This window comes from Mycobacterium shimoidei (assembly GCF_900417275.1).
Lineage (GTDB): Bacteria > Actinomycetota > Actinomycetes > Mycobacteriales > Mycobacteriaceae > Mycobacterium > Mycobacterium shimoidei.
Genome location: NZ_UEGW01000001.1, coordinates 397,879 through 412,539 on the forward strand (window position 1 = coordinate 397,879; position 14,661 = coordinate 412,539).

Annotated in this window: 16 protein-coding genes; 7 read left to right on the top strand and 9 right to left on the bottom strand. The window is 66.4% G+C overall.

Annotated features, from left to right (window positions below; genetic code table 11):
• Positions 1-51 precede the first annotated feature (51 nt).
• Positions 52-1,899, bottom strand: a complete 1,848-nt coding sequence (locus tag MSP7336_RS01985; protein ID WP_232321063.1) for an alpha/beta hydrolase — start codon at positions 1,897-1,899, stop codon at positions 52-54.
• Positions 1,899-2,198, bottom strand: a complete 300-nt coding sequence (locus MSP7336_RS01990) for a WXG100 family type VII secretion target (RefSeq protein WP_069396883.1) — start codon at positions 2,196-2,198, stop codon at positions 1,899-1,901. The genes MSP7336_RS01985 and MSP7336_RS01990 overlap by 1 nt, the downstream gene beginning before the upstream one ends.
• 130 nt (positions 2,199-2,328) lie before the next feature.
• Here MSP7336_RS01990 and MSP7336_RS01995 point away from each other — a divergent pair, with 130 nt between their 5' ends.
• A complete protein-coding gene (locus MSP7336_RS01995) occupies positions 2,329-2,643 on the top strand; it encodes a hypothetical protein (protein ID WP_069396884.1) in 315 nt (104 codons plus the stop codon).
• Here MSP7336_RS01995 and MSP7336_RS02000 read toward each other — a convergent pair.
• On the bottom strand, positions 2,640-3,182 hold the full coding sequence (locus MSP7336_RS02000; RefSeq protein ID WP_181786512.1) for a WXG100 family type VII secretion target: 543 nt from the start codon (positions 3,180-3,182) through the stop codon (positions 2,640-2,642). The genes MSP7336_RS01995 and MSP7336_RS02000 overlap by 4 nt on opposite strands.
• A gap of 96 nt (positions 3,183-3,278) precedes the next feature.
• Here MSP7336_RS02000 and MSP7336_RS02005 point away from each other — a divergent pair, with 96 nt between their 5' ends.
• Together MSP7336_RS02005 and MSP7336_RS02010 are read left to right on the top strand one after the other, a co-directional pair.
• Positions 3,279-4,301: an NAD(P)H-dependent glycerol-3-phosphate dehydrogenase gene (locus tag MSP7336_RS02005; RefSeq protein ID WP_069396886.1), complete on the top strand. Its 1,023-nt coding sequence runs from the start codon at positions 3,279-3,281 to the stop codon at positions 4,299-4,301.
• 206 nt (positions 4,302-4,507) lie between these two features.
• Complete coding sequence (locus MSP7336_RS02010; protein WP_181786514.1) at positions 4,508-6,031, top strand: SulP family inorganic anion transporter; 1,524 nt, start codon at positions 4,508-4,510, stop codon at positions 6,029-6,031.
• Between the two features lie 16 nt (positions 6,032-6,047).
• On the opposite strand, the gene MSP7336_RS02015 is transcribed toward MSP7336_RS02010, so the two are convergent.
• The 3 genes from MSP7336_RS02015 to grcC1 form a co-directional block, all read right to left on the bottom strand.
• Positions 6,048-6,278 (bottom strand): helix-turn-helix transcriptional regulator, encoded by a 231-nt coding sequence (locus MSP7336_RS02015; protein WP_372507678.1) that lies wholly within the window; start codon positions 6,276-6,278, stop codon positions 6,048-6,050.
• Between the two features lie 80 nt (positions 6,279-6,358).
• On the bottom strand, positions 6,359-7,222 hold the full coding sequence (htpX, locus tag MSP7336_RS02020) for a zinc metalloprotease HtpX (protein ID WP_069396888.1): 864 nt from the start codon (positions 7,220-7,222) through the stop codon (positions 6,359-6,361).
• Between the two features lie 70 nt (positions 7,223-7,292).
• Positions 7,293-8,300 (bottom strand): nonaprenyl/(2E,6E)-farnesyl/geranylgeranyl diphosphat synthase, encoded by a 1,008-nt coding sequence (gene grcC1 / locus MSP7336_RS02025; RefSeq protein ID WP_113962935.1) that lies wholly within the window; start codon positions 8,298-8,300, stop codon positions 7,293-7,295.
• Between the two features lie 21 nt (positions 8,301-8,321).
• Between grcC1 and menJ the strand changes: the two genes are divergently transcribed.
• Together menJ and MSP7336_RS02035 are read left to right on the top strand one after the other, a co-directional pair.
• Positions 8,322-9,539, top strand: a complete 1,218-nt coding sequence (gene menJ, locus MSP7336_RS02030) for a menaquinone reductase (protein ID WP_425325728.1) — start codon at positions 8,322-8,324, stop codon at positions 9,537-9,539.
• A 146-nt stretch (positions 9,540-9,685) separates the two neighbouring features.
• A complete protein-coding gene (locus tag MSP7336_RS02035) occupies positions 9,686-10,141 on the top strand; it encodes a nitroreductase/quinone reductase family protein (RefSeq protein WP_069396891.1) in 456 nt (151 codons plus the stop codon).
• A gap of 138 nt (positions 10,142-10,279) precedes the next feature.
• Here the strand turns inward: MSP7336_RS02035 and MSP7336_RS02040 are convergent, their stop codons facing one another.
• The gene (locus tag MSP7336_RS02040) at positions 10,280-10,966 is read right to left on the bottom strand and encodes a demethylmenaquinone methyltransferase (protein WP_113964729.1); all 687 of its coding nucleotides are present in this window, start codon (positions 10,964-10,966) and stop codon (positions 10,280-10,282) included.
• A 69-nt stretch (positions 10,967-11,035) separates the two neighbouring features.
• Here MSP7336_RS02040 and MSP7336_RS02045 point away from each other — a divergent pair, with 69 nt between their 5' ends.
• Together MSP7336_RS02045 and MSP7336_RS02050 are read left to right on the top strand one after the other, a co-directional pair.
• Positions 11,036-11,860 (top strand): SDR family oxidoreductase, encoded by an 825-nt coding sequence (locus MSP7336_RS02045; protein WP_113964730.1) that lies wholly within the window; start codon positions 11,036-11,038, stop codon positions 11,858-11,860.
• A 30-nt stretch (positions 11,861-11,890) separates the two neighbouring features.
• Complete coding sequence (locus tag MSP7336_RS02050) at positions 11,891-12,535, top strand: DsbA family protein (RefSeq protein ID WP_244917397.1); 645 nt, start codon at positions 11,891-11,893, stop codon at positions 12,533-12,535.
• Here MSP7336_RS02050 and MSP7336_RS02055 read toward each other — a convergent pair.
• Together MSP7336_RS02055 and menD are read right to left on the bottom strand one after the other, a co-directional pair.
• Positions 12,499-13,020, bottom strand: coding sequence for a DUF3592 domain-containing protein (locus MSP7336_RS02055; RefSeq protein ID WP_113962937.1), 522 nt, complete (start codon positions 13,018-13,020; stop codon positions 12,499-12,501). The genes MSP7336_RS02050 and MSP7336_RS02055 overlap by 37 nt on opposite strands.
• Entirely contained in the window at positions 13,017-14,648 is a 1,632-nt protein-coding gene (menD, locus tag MSP7336_RS02060; RefSeq protein WP_113964732.1) for a 2-succinyl-5-enolpyruvyl-6-hydroxy-3-cyclohexene-1-carboxylic-acid synthase, read from the bottom strand. The genes MSP7336_RS02055 and menD overlap by 4 nt, the downstream gene beginning before the upstream one ends.
• Between the last annotated feature and the right edge of the window lie 13 nt (positions 14,649-14,661).

The window sequence follows — 14,661 nt, forward strand, 5'->3', positions numbered from 1 at the left end:
AGAAAATTCCGTGATGGCGTCCGCTTGGGGGGCGTGTCCTTCGGTCGTTATTCACTTTTGTGGAACCGCCTGATCGCCTAATCCTGCGAGGACGGCGGCGATGTTGTAGTTGGTCGTCCTGATGCCCCCATTGTCGGGGAAACGGGGGTAATCGCTATGTCCATGTGCGCCCTCGAGATTGATTGTGCCTCCATGGCCATCAGGCACCGTCGCGGGGCCGGTGGCCAGGTGGGTGAAGTTGGGGTTGGTGGCCGGGTTGGGTCCGAAGTGTCCTGCGCCGGATGCGTCGGCACCGCCCAAAAGGCTTTCGGCGATGATGTTGAAGGGGGAGGGCAAGAGCGGCGCGGTAGCGCGAGCGATGGGTGGACCGTCGAAAGTCCATTGGATCGGATCGTCGGGGGTTTCCATCGTGAACACTTGGCCGGGCTGCAGATGTAGCTGCTGAGGTGTGCTGGCTTCGATACCAGGGGATCCGTAGAACAATGCCCGTGACACCCCGTGGTCGCCGGGTTCCTGCAAGGCCAGCCCTGTGGTCAGCGAGCCATAGGAGTGTCCGATCGCCGTCAGATCGGCAGGGCCACCCTGGTGTGCGGCTTGTATCCCGTCATAAAAACGAGCCAGGTCGTGGGCCCCGGCTTTGGCGATGTCGTCGTGGCTGACTCCCCAACCACCGGCGAGCGACTTCCCAAGATCGTCAAGGCCGGGTATCTGCGGCGGGTCATACCCAATCCAAGCGATCGCCGACACGCTGTCATGCGCGTGGCCAGGGGTGACACTTAACTGTCGCAGGGCTTCGGTCCTAACGTTGGTTGCCTCCGATGCCATGTTTTCGATGGCGCCATGCACGGTCGTGTTGAGGCCAGGAGTCGTAACCGACACGTGGGTGGCGGTGTCAGGGTTACCAACCGCAATGGCGGCGCGCACTTGCTTACCGCTTTGCGTGTCGAGCAGCATCAATTTGCGGTCGGGGCTCGCCTGGAGGGCTTTGTCGACGGCCAGCAGGTCGGGGAGATACTTAGACCCGTTTAGGGCGGCGTCGTACTGGCGTTGCCAAGCCTCGTAGGCCAGGCGATCGTCGAAGATCGCGCCCGGTTCGTTGGGGTGCGGAATGTTCTTGCCCTGCGCCCAGTCCGGGTGCTGCGCGCGGAGCGCATCGGCTTGCGCAGCGAACGCCTGAGTCTGCGTGAGTTGATCTTTCAGGTTGAGCTTGTTGTAGTGGTCGTAGCCCAAATGGTCCGGCGGATCACACGGCATCCCCGGACGGTTGCCGATGTTGTGATCTTGCTGGTAAAGCCACTCCTTTTCTTCTGGGCTGAGTTTGTCCCACAGGTCGTGGAATTGCTTGGGGTCGTCAGGAAGCGGTCCAGACAGAGCTGCACGCACATCCGGTCGGTGCTCAGCTGGACCGGTCGCATCCTTGCTGCCCAAGGTGATCGCGCGAGCGAGATCCGCGTCGGCCTGGTTGGCTTCGGCGAGCAGCTTGGTAATCCGCGCTTGCAATTCGTCTTGTTGTTGCTGATAAGCCGATTGCCCGATTTTGCTGTTGTCTGCGGGCGTGACTTCTCCCGTGGCGGAGTTGATGTTGAACCCCCACGCTTTAGCGTCACGGTCAATCGCGCTAAGGGCATCCTTGACAGCTTCAATTTCGTCGGCCGCCTTGTTGGTCGCCGCGGCAACCGCCTGCATTTCATCGGCATGGGCGACCAGGTGGCTGCTCAGCTTGTCCAGTGATGCTCGCGCGGCATCCCCGGCGGTTCCCTGCCAGCTTGCGATCAAGGGCAACTTGCTCAGACCGGCTTTAACCTCATCGGCGCTGGCGCCACGTTTGGCTAACGCGACAGAAACCTCGCGGATCGCGCTGGGCTGCCATTGGTCGATATCAGCGAGAGTGAGAACCATCAGAAAACGTCTTCAATGTTTTCCGCGCTTCGACCATCGACAGCTTGGTACTGATTGCCCGCCGTACGAAAAGCTCGCTCGTGGTCCGCAATGCTGCCGCACAGCTCCTCGGTGGTGGCTTGCCATTCGGCGAGCTTTGCTTTCAAGGCCGCCGCTGAAGTCCCCACCCAGCCAGCCTGCGCGGCTTCGATGTTGCTGTCGGCACCGGTATGGGCTGCGCGCAGATCCGCATGATGCACTCCCATGTGGTCTGCCGACATGTGCAGATCTATCGGGTCAACTTTCAACGGCTCGGGCATCGCCTACCTCCCTACGGTTTGCCCAGGCCACAGCATAACCACCCCTCAAGCGGCACCAACGCACCAAAATATCGGCGACACTAGTCACAGGTGGGTTGGCACGAGCACGATTACCGCGCATCATAAATCAATGCACTTCACACGGAATCTCGTCAGATCGTTGGTCGTAGCCGCAAGTGCCGCAACGGCTATCGCCGCCGGGCCGATGGCCGTGCTGATCACGACGGCCCCATCAGCTCCAGCAAATCAGGTTGTGCTCGCCGAGCCCGGCGGCACCGAAGGCAGCGGCGGCCCCGACGGACAAGGCGGCGGCGGAGGCTGTGGCAGCGGCCCCGGCTGGAGCGGCTGCGGTGGCTGGAATCCGGTGCAGGGCGCGATCGTCAACGCCTGCAGCAACGGCATTTGCGGAGGCTGGGACGGCCAGCGGGGCTGGGGCCACTTTTAGTCGGCGCTAGACGCGTTCACGCCCCTGATCGCGTTGCGAAGGTCGCGGGCGAGTTGGCGGTCCTGGCTGTCGAATTGAGCTAGCAGTGTCTTCAGAACAGTCGCATTTCTGGCCGCCAGTTGCTGCAGCTGCACATCGGTGACGGGACTGAGCCGTGCCAACCGATCCAGCCGGCTGCCCGGCATCACGGTCACAGTCCCGTCGGGTCCCAGCTGCCACCCCTGCTGCCGAAGCTGCTTGACGTTATGCAGGAGGCCGGCACGAGTAGTGCCCAGCTGTGCACCGCCGTCTTGCAAGACCGCCTGCAGCCGCTGCAGCGCGTCGCCTAGTTGTCGCTGCTGCGCCAGCGTGCGTTGGGCGCTGTTCGCTGCCGCGTCGGACGCCGCTCCGGCCCATCCGTCCCGCAGGGCGGCGACGGCCTTTCGCCCGGCGCTGTGCTGCCGTCGCACCGCTGTCGCCGATGCGCCGACCCGGCTGCCGGCCAGGGTCAGGCTCTCGGGATCGGACGCCTCGACTCCAGGAATGGTGGTTGACGTCATAATCAGCATCGTAAGGGCGCAGCGACCCCCTCCCGCACACCAAATTGCTGCCATAACCAGCCCCAAACCCGTCGGCGCGGCAATACGCTGATCGCTATGGCTGCTATGCGCGAACCGAATGTTGTCGTCTTGGGTGGCGGTTCCTGGGGAACCACCGTCGCATCCATTTGCGCGCGCCGCGGTCCGACGCTGCAGTGGGTGCGCTCCGAGGAAACCGCCAAGGACATCAACGAAAACCATCGCAACACCAAGTATTTGGGCGATGAAGTCGTCCTCACCGAAACGCTGCGTGCCACCACCGACTTCTCCGAGGCGGCCAACTGCGCTGACGTCGTCGTGATGGGTGTGCCGTCGCACGGATTCCGGAGTGTGCTGACCGAGCTCGCGGCGGAACTGCGACCCTGGGTGCCGGTGGTCTCACTGGTCAAGGGCCTCGAGCAGGGCACCAATATGCGGATGTCGCAGATCATCGAGGAAGTGCTGCCCGGGCACCCGGCGGGCATCCTGGCCGGCCCCAACATCGCCCGCGAGGTCGCCGAGGGTTACGCCGCCGCTGCGGTGCTGGCGATGCCTGACCACAACCTCGCAGCGCGGCTCGCACAGTTGTTCCGCACCAGGCGTTTTCGCGTGTACACCACCGACGATGTGATCGGCGTCGAGATGGCCGGCGCGTTGAAGAACGTGTTTGCGATCGCGGTCGGGATGGGCTACTCGCTGGGCATCGGTGAGAACACCCGCGCGATGGTGATGGCCCGCTCGGTCCGCGAGATGTCCAAGCTGGGTGAGGCCATGGGCGGGCAACGTGACACCTTCGCCGGCCTCGCCGGAATGGGCGATCTGATTGTCACTTGCACCAGCCAGCGCAGCCGCAACCGGCACGTCGGCGAGCAGTTGGGCGCGGGCAAACCGATCGACGAGATCATCTCGTCGATGAATCAGGTTGCCGAGGGCGTCAAGGCCGCGAGCGTGATCATGGAGTTCGCCGACAAGTATGGGTTGAACATGCCGATAGCCCGCGAGGTCGACGCCGTGATCAACCACGGTTCGACGGTGGAGCAGGCTTACCGCGGGCTGACGGCCGAGGTGCCAGGACACGAGGTTCACGGCGCGGGCTTCTGAAGGCTCGAATTACCGCAAAATTTGCGTTTTCTATGTATCAACTGGCTCCGGTTGCCGTGCACTGTGATCGATAAGTATTCTCGCACATAGTAATTGAGCGTTGATCACGTGGCGGGGTGCTCGTAAAGGTTTGTCGGCGAAGAGTTTACGTCGCTGCAACCTGCGATACAGGGGTGTTAACGCGTGATCGATACCCTCCACCTCAAATGACTGACCGCGATCCAACAAGGGAGCGACCAATTCAGCCGACCCAAGCGCTGGCCAGCCAGAACATTGAACAAGCGCCGGTGCGCACTGACCGATTGCGATCGATCCTGCGCTACGATCTGCCGGCCTCGATCGTGGTGTTTCTCGTCGCGTTACCGCTGTCACTGGGCATCGCAATCGCCTCCAACGCGCCGGTGCTCTCCGGTCTGATCGCCGCGATAGTCGGTGGCATCATCGTCGGGATCATCGGCGGGTCACCGCTGCAGGTCAGCGGCCCGGCGGCCGGGTTGACGGTGGTCGTCGCCGATCTGATTGATCAGTTCGGCTGGTCGGTAACGTGCCTGATCACGGTGGCCGCGGGTGTGCTGCAGGTGCTTCTCGGGCTGAGCCGGGTCGCGCGTGCCGCACTGGCGATCTCACCCGTCGTCGTGCACGCGATGCTGGCCGGCATCGGGATCACAATCGCGCTGCAACAAGCACACGTGCTGTTGGGCGGGGCATCCAAGAGCTCGGCCTGGCACAACGTGATCGGCTTGCCCGAGCAACTCGTCGGCGCCCATGGCGGTGGTCTCATCCTGGGCGTTCTTGTGATCGCCATCATGGTGGCTTGGCGCTGGGTTCCTGAACGCATCGCCTATGTTCCCGGTCCGCTGGTCGCGATCGTCGCCGCGACCGTCCTCTCGGTGGTCTTCCCGTTCCACGTGGCACGCATCACGCTCGACGGGTCGGTGCTGGATGCGCTACAGCTTCCGGGGATCCCCGAGGGCAACTGGGGTGCCGTGGCAATCGGGGTGATCACGGTCGCTTTGATCGCCAGCGTCGAGAGCCTGCTTTCAGCGGTAACGGTCGACCGCATGCACACCGGGCCGCGCACCGACTTCAACCGCGAGTTGATCGGACAGGGCACCGCCAACATCGCATCGGGAGCGATTGGCGGGCTGCCGATCACCGGGGTGATCGTCCGCAGCTCCGCCAACGTCCACGCGGGCGCCAAGTCCCGCGCTTCGGCGATACTGCACGGGTTCTGGATCCTGGTCTTCACGCTGCCGTTCGCGGCGTTGGTCCAACAGATCCCCACCGCCGCGCTGGCCGGCCTGCTGATCGTTGTCGGGGTCACTCTGCTCAAGCCGGCGCACATCGAAAATGCCCGCCGCAGTGGGGATATCGCCGTTTACGTGGTGACCGCGCTTGGTGTCGTGTTCTTCAACCTGCTCCACGGAGTCCTGGTTGGGCTGCTGCTGGCCATCGCCCTGACCGGGTGGCGGGTGATCCGGGCCAAGATCGCGACCGAGCAGGACGGCGACGGCTGGCGCGTGGTGGTGGAAGGCGCGTGCACCTTCCTGTCCCTACCTCGGCTGCACGGCGTGCTGGCCTCGATTCCGGCAGGCACCGTGGTCACCGTCCAGGTGTCGACCAGCTACCTCGACCACGCCGCGCATCAGGCGATCGAGGATTGGCAACGGCAGCATCACGCGACCGGCGGGACGGTGTACATCACCGGGCGGCTGGCTCCGGCGCGCTAGCCCGTCCGGCGGTGGATCAGTCCGCGTCGATGCTGATGTGCAGGCGCTTGCCGCACACCTGAGCCACCCGGTTGAGTTCGTCGACGCGCGGCACCACGTCGCCGCGTTCCCACGCGGCGATCGTTTCCTTGTCCATGCCGAGTGCGTCGGCCAGGTCGCCTTGACTCATGTCAGCGCCCGCGCGCGTCTCGAATATCAAATCGGTGAGACTCAGCGCGAGCCCTGCCTCGTGAATATCCATTGACATCACGGCTCCCATCGGCGTCAGCCAGATACCCAGTATGGACGTATCTGACGCCGAGGACCAGAACCGCGACCCAGCCGGGTTTAGCCGCGGGCCATGCGCTCAAGCCGGCGGATCCGGTCTTCGATCGGCGGGTGCGTCGAAAACAGCGACCCGAGCCGCTCACCCGCGCGGAACGGGTTGGCGATCATCAGGTGGGCCTGGCTGGCCAACTGCGGCTCAGGCGGAAGCGGCGCCATCTGCACACCGCCGGAAATCTTGCGCAACGCCGACGCCAACGCCAACGGGTCACCGGTCAGCACCGCGCCGGACTGGTCGGCCTGGTATTCGCGGGAACGAGACACCGCCAGCCTGATGACCGTCGCAGCAACCGGGCCCAGCAACGAAACCAGCAGCAGCGCAAAGGGATTGCCGCCGTCGCGGTTGCCGCCGCCGAGCATGCCGGCCCACAGAGCCATGTTGGCCAACCCGGTGATCACCGACGCCAGCGCGCCGGCCACACACGAGATCAAGATGTCACGGTTGTACACGTGAGACAGTTCATGGCCCAGCACTGCGCGCAGCTCACGCTCGTCGAGAATGCGCAGAATCCCGGTGGTACAGCACACCGCGGCGTTGCGCGGATTGCGACCGGTGGCAAACGCGTTGGGCGCGGCCGTGTCGCTGATGTAGAGCCGCGGCATCGGCTGATGCGCGGCAGTGGCCAACTCGCGCACGATCCGGTACATCGCGGGCGCTTGCACCTCGGAGACCGGCTGGGCGTGCATTGCGCGCAGCGCCAGTTTGTCGCTGTTGAAGTAGGTGTAGACGTTCATGCCGACGGCGAACAGCACCGCCATCCACATCCAAGTGGGGCCGAACAGCCTGCCGACCAGCACGATCAGCAGCGACATGCCGAACAACAGCGCAAACGTCTTGAACGTGTTGCGATGCGGATGCCAGGTCACAGCTTCCCTCCTACGAACACCTGGGACTCTTTTATTAAACGCTTAAGATGAGCCGCCAGGTTCCGCGCGCTCAGCCGTGTCGGGTGATGGTGTAGTCGACCAGGGAAGCCAGTGCGCCGCGACCAGACAGGTCAGGCAGGGCAGCCAGCTCGTCGCGGGCCTGCGCCGCATACCGCGCCACGGTCTCTTTCGCCTTGGCGATGCCCGTCGATCCCCGCAGCAGCTGCAACGCCTCGGCCAGCACCGCGTCGTCGACGACCGGCCCGACCAGCAACTCGCGCAGTCGATCGGCCTCGGGCCCGGTTTCCCGCAGCGCATAGAGCACCGGCAGGGTATGCACCCCTTCTCGCAGGTCGGTGCCGGGCAGTTTGCCGGACTCATCGGGGTCGCTGTCGATGTCGATGATGTCGTCGGAGATCTGGAACGCGGTGCCGACGATGTTGCCGAGTCGGGCCAGCCGCTCGACCTGATCGTCGGCGGCGCCGGAGAACATCGCGCCGAACCGCCCCGCCGCGCCGATCAGGCAAGCCGTCTTCTCGTGCACCACCTTCAGGTAATGCTCGATGGGATCCACATCGCCTGCGGCGCCGCGTGTTTCGCGCATTTGCCCGGTCACCAGTTGAGCGAACGTCTCGGCGATCACCCGTACCGCCTCGGGCCCGAGCTGTGACACCAGCCGCGAGGCCGTCGCAAAGAGGTAGTCGCCGGCCAGGATCGCGATGTTGTTGCTCCACCGCGCGTTGGCGCTTTGCGCGCCGCGGCGAACCTCGGCCTCGTCCATCACGTCGTCGTGATACAGCGTCGCCAGGTGCACCAGCTCGATGACCGCGCCGGCGATCGTCACCTCATCGGAGTCCGGATTGGGCCCCAATTGCGCGGACAGCACGGTGAACAGCGGGCGGAAGCGTTTGCCGCCGGCCTCGAACAGGTGCAGCACGGCCTCGGTCATCAGGTCGTCGGCGCCGCGCAGCTCGGTCTCCATCAGCCGCTCGATCCGGTCGACGCCGTCGCGCACCGCGGCCGCAAATCCAGCGTCGCCGAGGTCGACGCCCGCCACCACAGTCGCCGGAGTCCTCACGCGACCAACATACTGGTGAGCATGCGCAGCAACGCCGACCTGGTGGTCGTGGGCGCCGGACCGGCCGGATCAGCGGCGGCGGCCTGGGCCGCCCGGGCCGGCCACGACGTGCTCGTCATCGACTCCGCGAACTTCCCCCGCGACAAGTCCTGCGGCGACGGGTTGACCCCGCGCGCGGTCGCCGAACTGGAGCGGCTGGGGCTGGGCGAGTGGCTGGATGCCCGGATCCGGCATAAAGGCCTGCGGATGAGCGGGTTCGGCGGCTCGGTGGAGGTCGACTGGCCGGGACCGTCGTTCCCGTCGACCGGCAGCGCTGTGGCGCGGGTGGAATTGGATGACCGGATCCGTAAAGTCGCCGAGGATGCCGGTGCACGCATGCGCCTCGGCGTAAAAGTTGTTGGTGTCCATCATGATTCGGCTGGCCGGGTAGGTTCGGTAGTGCTGGCCGACGGCGTTGAGGTGGGTTGCCGCTGGCTGGTGGTGGCCGACGGCGCGCGCTCACCGTTGGGACGGGTGTTGGGACGGCGCTGGCATCGGGAGACGGTGTATGGGATCGCCGCTCGCGGATATCTGGCCACCCCGCGCAGCGAGGAACCGTGGCTGACGTCGCATCTGGAACTGCGCTCCCCCGACGGCGCGGTGCTGCCAGGCTATGGCTGGATCTTCCCGCTGGGCAACGGCGAGGTGAACATCGGCGTGGGTGCGCTGTCGACCTCGAAGCGACCCGCCGAGCTGGCTTTGCGGCCGCTGATGTCCTATTACGCCGACCTGCGCCGCGACGAGTGGGGGTTCACCGGGGAGCCCCGCGCGGTGACCTCGGCGCTGCTGCCGATGGGCGGCGCGGTGTCGGGGGTGGCCGGGCCGAACTGGATGCTGATCGGCGACGCCGCAGCCTGCGTCAACCCGTTGAACGGCGAGGGCATCGACTACGGGCTGGAGAGCGGGCGGCTGGCCGTCGAGCTGTTGGGCCAGGGTGACCTGTCGCGGGTGTGGCCGTGGGTGCTGCAATCCCATTACGGGCGTGCGTTCTCGGTGGCGCGGCGGCTGGCCTTGCTGACGTTCCCACCGTTTTTGCCCGCCATTGGGCCTGTCGCGATGCGTTCGACCAAACTGATGAGTATTGCCGTGCGGGTGATGGGAAACCTGGTGACCGACGACGACGCCGACTGGGTGGCGCGGGTATGGCGCCGCGGCGGGCGGCTCTCACGTCTCGTGGATCGCCGAAAACCCTTCAGCTGAGGGAGGGGCCCCCTCTTTTAGGCGCGAGCGGGCGTGTTCGTACGCCGACACGCCGCAGCTGGCGTACAACTGCGCCCGCTCGCGGTGGTCGGGCGGGGCTTATCAGGAGGGTTGACATATATCAGGGGCCTTGATATTCGTAGTGCATGACTTCGACGTCGAACCCGAAGCCTCCGCGCTGGCTCAAGCTGACCAACAAGGCCATGATCACGATGCAACGGCTCGGCATCCCTACGGGTCCACCGCAGGTGTTGACGGTCCCGGGCCGCAAGACCGGGAAGCCGCGCAGCACACCGATGACACCGTTCACGCTGAACGGCCGCCTCTACACCGTCGCCGGCTACCCGGGCGCCGACTGGGTGCTCAACGCCCGCGCCGCCGGGTCGGGAACGTTGTCCAAGGGCCGAAAGTCGCGGTGGGTCAACATCGTCGAGTTAACTCCCGAAGACGCCCGGCCGGTGCTGCGAGCGTTTCCGGTCGAGGTGCCGGTCGGCGTCAGCTTCCTGAAACGCGCCGGCCTGGTTCAGCAGGGCACACCCGACGAAGTCGAGGCGCTGGCCGGCCGGATTGCGGTATTCCGACTCGACCCGGTGGCCAGCTGACGTAGCGCCGAGCGTGGGGCCTTTGGTCGAAAAGTCGCGAAATATTCGCCATAACCCCCACACTCGGCGCGGGGACGGCGCGGGGACGGCGCGGGGACGGCGCGGGATGGCGCGGGATGCAGTGGTCGTCGACCGGGGCTAGCGCTTGTAGGCGGCGTGCAGGGCGACGATCCCGCCGGTCAGGTTGCGCCAGCGCACCGCTGACCAACCGGCCGCCGATATCTGATGCGCCAGGGTGGCCTGGTCGGGCCAGGCCCGGATCGACTCGGCCAGATAGACATACGCCTCAGGATTGCTCGACACCGCACGGGCTACCCGAGGCAGCGCCCGCATCAGGTATTCCTTGTACACGGTGGCGAACACACCGTTTGTGGGAGTGGAGAATTCGCACACCACCAGTCGGCCGCCGGGGCGGGTGACCCGGGCCATCTCGCGTAGCGCCGTGTCACGGGCGGCGATATTGCGCAGCCCGAAGCTGATTGTCACGGCGTCAAAGATGTTGTTGCCGAAGGGCAATCGGGTAGCGTCCGCGGCGACCTTAGGAACATGCCTCCCCCGGCCCGCGGCGAGCATGCCCACCGAGAAGTCCGCCGCCACGCACCGCGCCCCGGACTTGGCCAGCTCCACCGTGGACACCGCGGTGCCGGCGGCCAGGTCCAGCACCTTCTCGCCGGCGTTGAGCTGCAGCGCCGAGCGGGTGGCGCGTCGCCAGTAGCGGTCCTGACCCAGCGACAGCACGGTGTTGGTCAAGTCGTAGCGGCGCGCGACGCCGTCGAACATCGACGCGACTTCGCGGGGATCCTTGTCCAGGCTCGCGCGGCTCACGACGCCGACGCTACCTGTGAAGTCGCCCATTGCGGGAATGCGGTGTCGCCGTCGGCGTTGGATGGCTGCGTGAGTGACAAAGTTTGGTTTATCACCGGTACCTCGCGCGGCTTCGGACGGGAATGGACGATTGCCGCATTGCAGCGCGGCGACAAGGTGGCCGCCACCGCGCGCAATCTTGACACCCTGGCCGACCTGGCCGAGCAATACGGCGATGCGCTGTTGCCGATCCAGTTGGACGTCACCGACCGAGACGCGGATTTCGCGGCGGTTCAGCGGGCGCACGATCACTTCGGCCGGCTCGACGTCGTTGTCAACAATGCCGGCTACGGCCAATTCGGTTTCATCGAGGAACTGTCCGAACAGGATGCGCGCGACCAGTTCGAGACCAATGTGTTCGGCGCGCTGTGGATCACCCAGGCCGCGCTGCCCTATCTACGCGAGCAACGCAGCGGCCACATCATTCAGGTCTCGTCGATCGGGGGGATCACGGCGTTCGCCGACGTCGGGATCTACCACGCCTCGAAGTGGGCGCTGGAGGGCTTCTCGCAGTCGCTGGCTTTCGAGGTTGCGCCGTTTGGGATCCACGTCACCCTGATCGAGCCGGCCAGCTACGACACCGACTGGCCCGGGTCGTCGTCGCGCAGCGCCGAGCGGCTTCCCGCGTACGCCGACGTCCACGCTGCGGTGGACGCGGAACGCAGCCGGCGATGGTCGGCGCCGGGCGATCCGAAGGCCTCGGCGGTCGCGCTGATGAAGGTGGTCGACGCCGAGCAGCCGCCGCTGCGGGTGTTTTTCGGTGCGGCGCCGCTGCAGATCGCGCGCACCGACTACGAGAACCGGTTACGCACCTGGGAGGAATGGCAGCCGGTCGCAGTGCTGGCCCAGGGATAGCGCCGACGCGCACACCGGTACGGTGGCGACGTGCGAACGGTGACGATGCGGTTCTGGCTGGGTGTTTTGCTGGCGACGCTATCTGCGCTCGCGTTCCGTGCCGGCACGGCGCACGCGGAGGTCGCGCGCACCGGCGACGGCAATGGCGTACTGGTCGGGAGACCCGACGCCCCCGTGCAGTTGGAGATCTTCTGCGAGCCGCAATGCCCGCACTGCGCCGAGCTTGAGGCGAAGGATGGCGACCGGATTGCCGGCGCGCTGGACGACGGCCGGTTGGCGGTCACGTATCGCTGGCTGACCTTTCTTGACGCCAAACACAACAATGACGCGTCCGCCCGGATGACCAATGCGCTGTTCTTGGCCGCCGACCCCATGACCTCGCCGGCGGCGTATCAGGCGTTCGTGCAAGACCTTTACCGCCACCGCAGTCCCGACGGCCCGACCGATGACGACATCGCAGCGATGGCCCGCGAAAGCGGCGTTCCGGAGTGGGTGGCCGGCAGGATCACCGCCAGCGACAACGCCGTCGACACCAACGTGGTCAACGACGCCAACAGAGCTCGCCTCAACGCCGAGAACCCGGAGAAGCCAGGCACACCAACGGTTTACGATATGAATACTGAAAGTGTTGTCGATCTTCAGGATTCGGACTGGCTCGACAAGCTTTTGGGCTGACGCACCAGCCGCTTTTCCACCAGCACCAGGCCGACGAGCGCGCCCGCTGCAACCAGCCATCCGACCACCGCGATAGATCCCGCCGGGATGATCGCCAGCTTGGCGCTGCGGTGCTGCACCCGCACCAGGTTGGGGTTCTTCTTGTCGTATTCGACGTAAATCCGCATCCCCGTTGCCAATTCGGACGGGTAGAGCACACCGAGTTCTGGACGGTAGGTGACCCGGTCGGGCGTGACGAACTCGATCGTGGAGCGCCGCGGCCCCGCGCTGAGCACCTCGGCCTGCGCCACCCCCATGTTGTTTTCGATCGACAGGTCATTGCGCCACGCCCCGGCCACCAGCAATACCGACTGCAGCGTGACCAGGCAGGCGACGATCATGATGCCGATGCGTGCCCAGCGCACTATGCGCCGCGCCAGAGTGTCTGGGGCGCCGTCCCAGCCGTGAATCAGAAGGCGCCACAAGGCTTTCAATCGCTTCCTCATAAAGCGGCCTTGATGGCGGCGTGCAGTTGCCGCAGCGAGGATCGGTCGGCCTTGACCTCCAGCACCCGCATGCCCGCGGCGGGTTCGCCCAACGCCGCACCGAGCTGGTCGACCTCGATCTGCTGCGAATCCACGTGATACGCCCGGCACAGCGCCCCAACGTCGACGTCGTGCGGGGTACCGAAGACGCGGGACGATACGTCGGAGAACCGCGGGTCGCCCTGCTCGAGCAGTTCGAAGATGCCGCCGCCGTTGTCGTTGGACACCACGATCGTCAACTGCTGCGGGATCGGCTCGGTGGGCCCGATCAGCAACCCGGAGCTGTCGTGCACGAAAGTCAGATCGCCGATCAGCGCGATGGTGCGCCCGTCATGGGCCAGCGCCGCACCGATCGCGGTGGACACCGTGCCGTCGATGCCGGACACGCCGCGGTTGGAGCGCACTGTGATCTCTCCGCGATGCCTCGCGGAAGCGAGACCGACCAGCGCCGCGTCGCGCACCGGGTTGGAGGCGCCCAACACGAGCTGATCGCCGGGCCGCAGCGCGTCGGCGACGGCGGCGGCCACGTGCAGGCCGGTGGTCAGCGGGTGCGCCTTGAGCTGTCCGCGCACCGCGTCGATCGCCTGGCGGTTCACCTGGGCGCAGCGGTGCAGCCAGGCCGGGTTGGGCTCGCCGGTGGTGACCGCGCGGGTGCCGGTGGCCTGCGAATTGCCCGACACGTCCGGCCAGCGCGGCCCGGTGGTCAGCGCGTACACCGGCACCGACGGGTCGGCCAGCAGCGCCGACACCGGGCGGTGCAAGGTGGGCCGGCCCAGCATGATCACCTGCTGCGGGCGCAGCAGCCGCAGCGCCAGCGGGTGCAGCGGGTTGGCCGCCGGCGGCGCGGTGGGCTCGGCGACGGTGGGCAACGCGGCCAGGTTGGGGTGCTCGCCGGCGCCGTGGCCCGCGACGACGACGGTGTCGCGGCTCAGGTCGATGTCAAGGGGCTGGTCGAAGCTGACCGCCGGCGTGTAGGTCCACGGCTTGCCGCCGGGACGGCCGGGCGGGGTGGGATCGGGTTCGGGGTCGGGCACCAGCGGCTCACGCAGCGGGATGTCGAAGTGCACCGGCCCGGCGTTGGCGGTGCGAGCCCCGGTGGCGGCCGCCAGCACCCGGCAGGTGGCCGATCTCCACATCGCGTTGAAGACGTCCATCCGCTCAGGGGCGTCTTCGGCCAGGCCGAGGCTGATGGTGGCGCGGACCTGGGTGCCGAAGTAACCAAATTGCTCCATGGTCTGGTTGGCGCCGGTGCCGAGCAACTCGTAGGGCCGGTTGGCCGACAACACGATCAGCGGCACCCGGGCGTAGTTGGCCTCCACCACGGCGGGGCCGAGGTTGGCCACCGCGGTGCCCGACGTCATCGCGACGCACACCGGGGCGCCGGCGGCGATGGCCAGCCCGATAGCCAGGTAGCCGGCGGTGCGCTCGTCGATGCGCACATGCAGCCGCAGCCGGCCGGCCCGGTCGGCGTCCTGCAGCGCGAAGGCCAGCGGCGCGTTGCGTGAACCCGGGCACAGCACGACATCGCGGACCCCGCCGCGGATGAGCTCGTCGACGACGACACAGGCCTGAGTCGTCGAGGGATTCACCACTACAGGCTAG

Coding starts and splice junctions, on each gene's coding strand:
- MSP7336_RS01985 (WP_232321063.1), bottom strand. CDS start 1,899: ATGGTTCTCACTCTCGCTGATATCGACCAATGGCAGCCCAGCGCGATC.
- MSP7336_RS01990 (WP_069396883.1), bottom strand. CDS start 2,198: ATGCCCGAGCCGTTGAAAGTTGACCCGATAGATCTGCACATGTCGGCA.
- MSP7336_RS01995 (WP_069396884.1), top strand. CDS start 2,329: ATGCACTTCACACGGAATCTCGTCAGATCGTTGGTCGTAGCCGCAAGT.
- MSP7336_RS02000 (WP_181786512.1), bottom strand. CDS start 3,182: ATGACGTCAACCACCATTCCTGGAGTCGAGGCGTCCGATCCCGAGAGC.
- MSP7336_RS02005 (WP_069396886.1), top strand. CDS start 3,279: ATGGCTGCTATGCGCGAACCGAATGTTGTCGTCTTGGGTGGCGGTTCC.
- MSP7336_RS02010 (WP_181786514.1), top strand. CDS start 4,508: ATGACTGACCGCGATCCAACAAGGGAGCGACCAATTCAGCCGACCCAA.
- MSP7336_RS02015 (WP_372507678.1), bottom strand. CDS start 6,278: ATGTCAATGGATATTCACGAGGCAGGGCTCGCGCTGAGTCTCACCGAT.
- menJ (WP_425325728.1), top strand. CDS start 8,322: ATGCGCAGCAACGCCGACCTGGTGGTCGTGGGCGCCGGACCGGCCGGA.
- MSP7336_RS02035 (WP_069396891.1), top strand. CDS start 9,686: ATGACTTCGACGTCGAACCCGAAGCCTCCGCGCTGGCTCAAGCTGACC.
- MSP7336_RS02055 (WP_113962937.1), bottom strand. CDS start 13,020: ATGAGGAAGCGATTGAAAGCCTTGTGGCGCCTTCTGATTCACGGCTGG.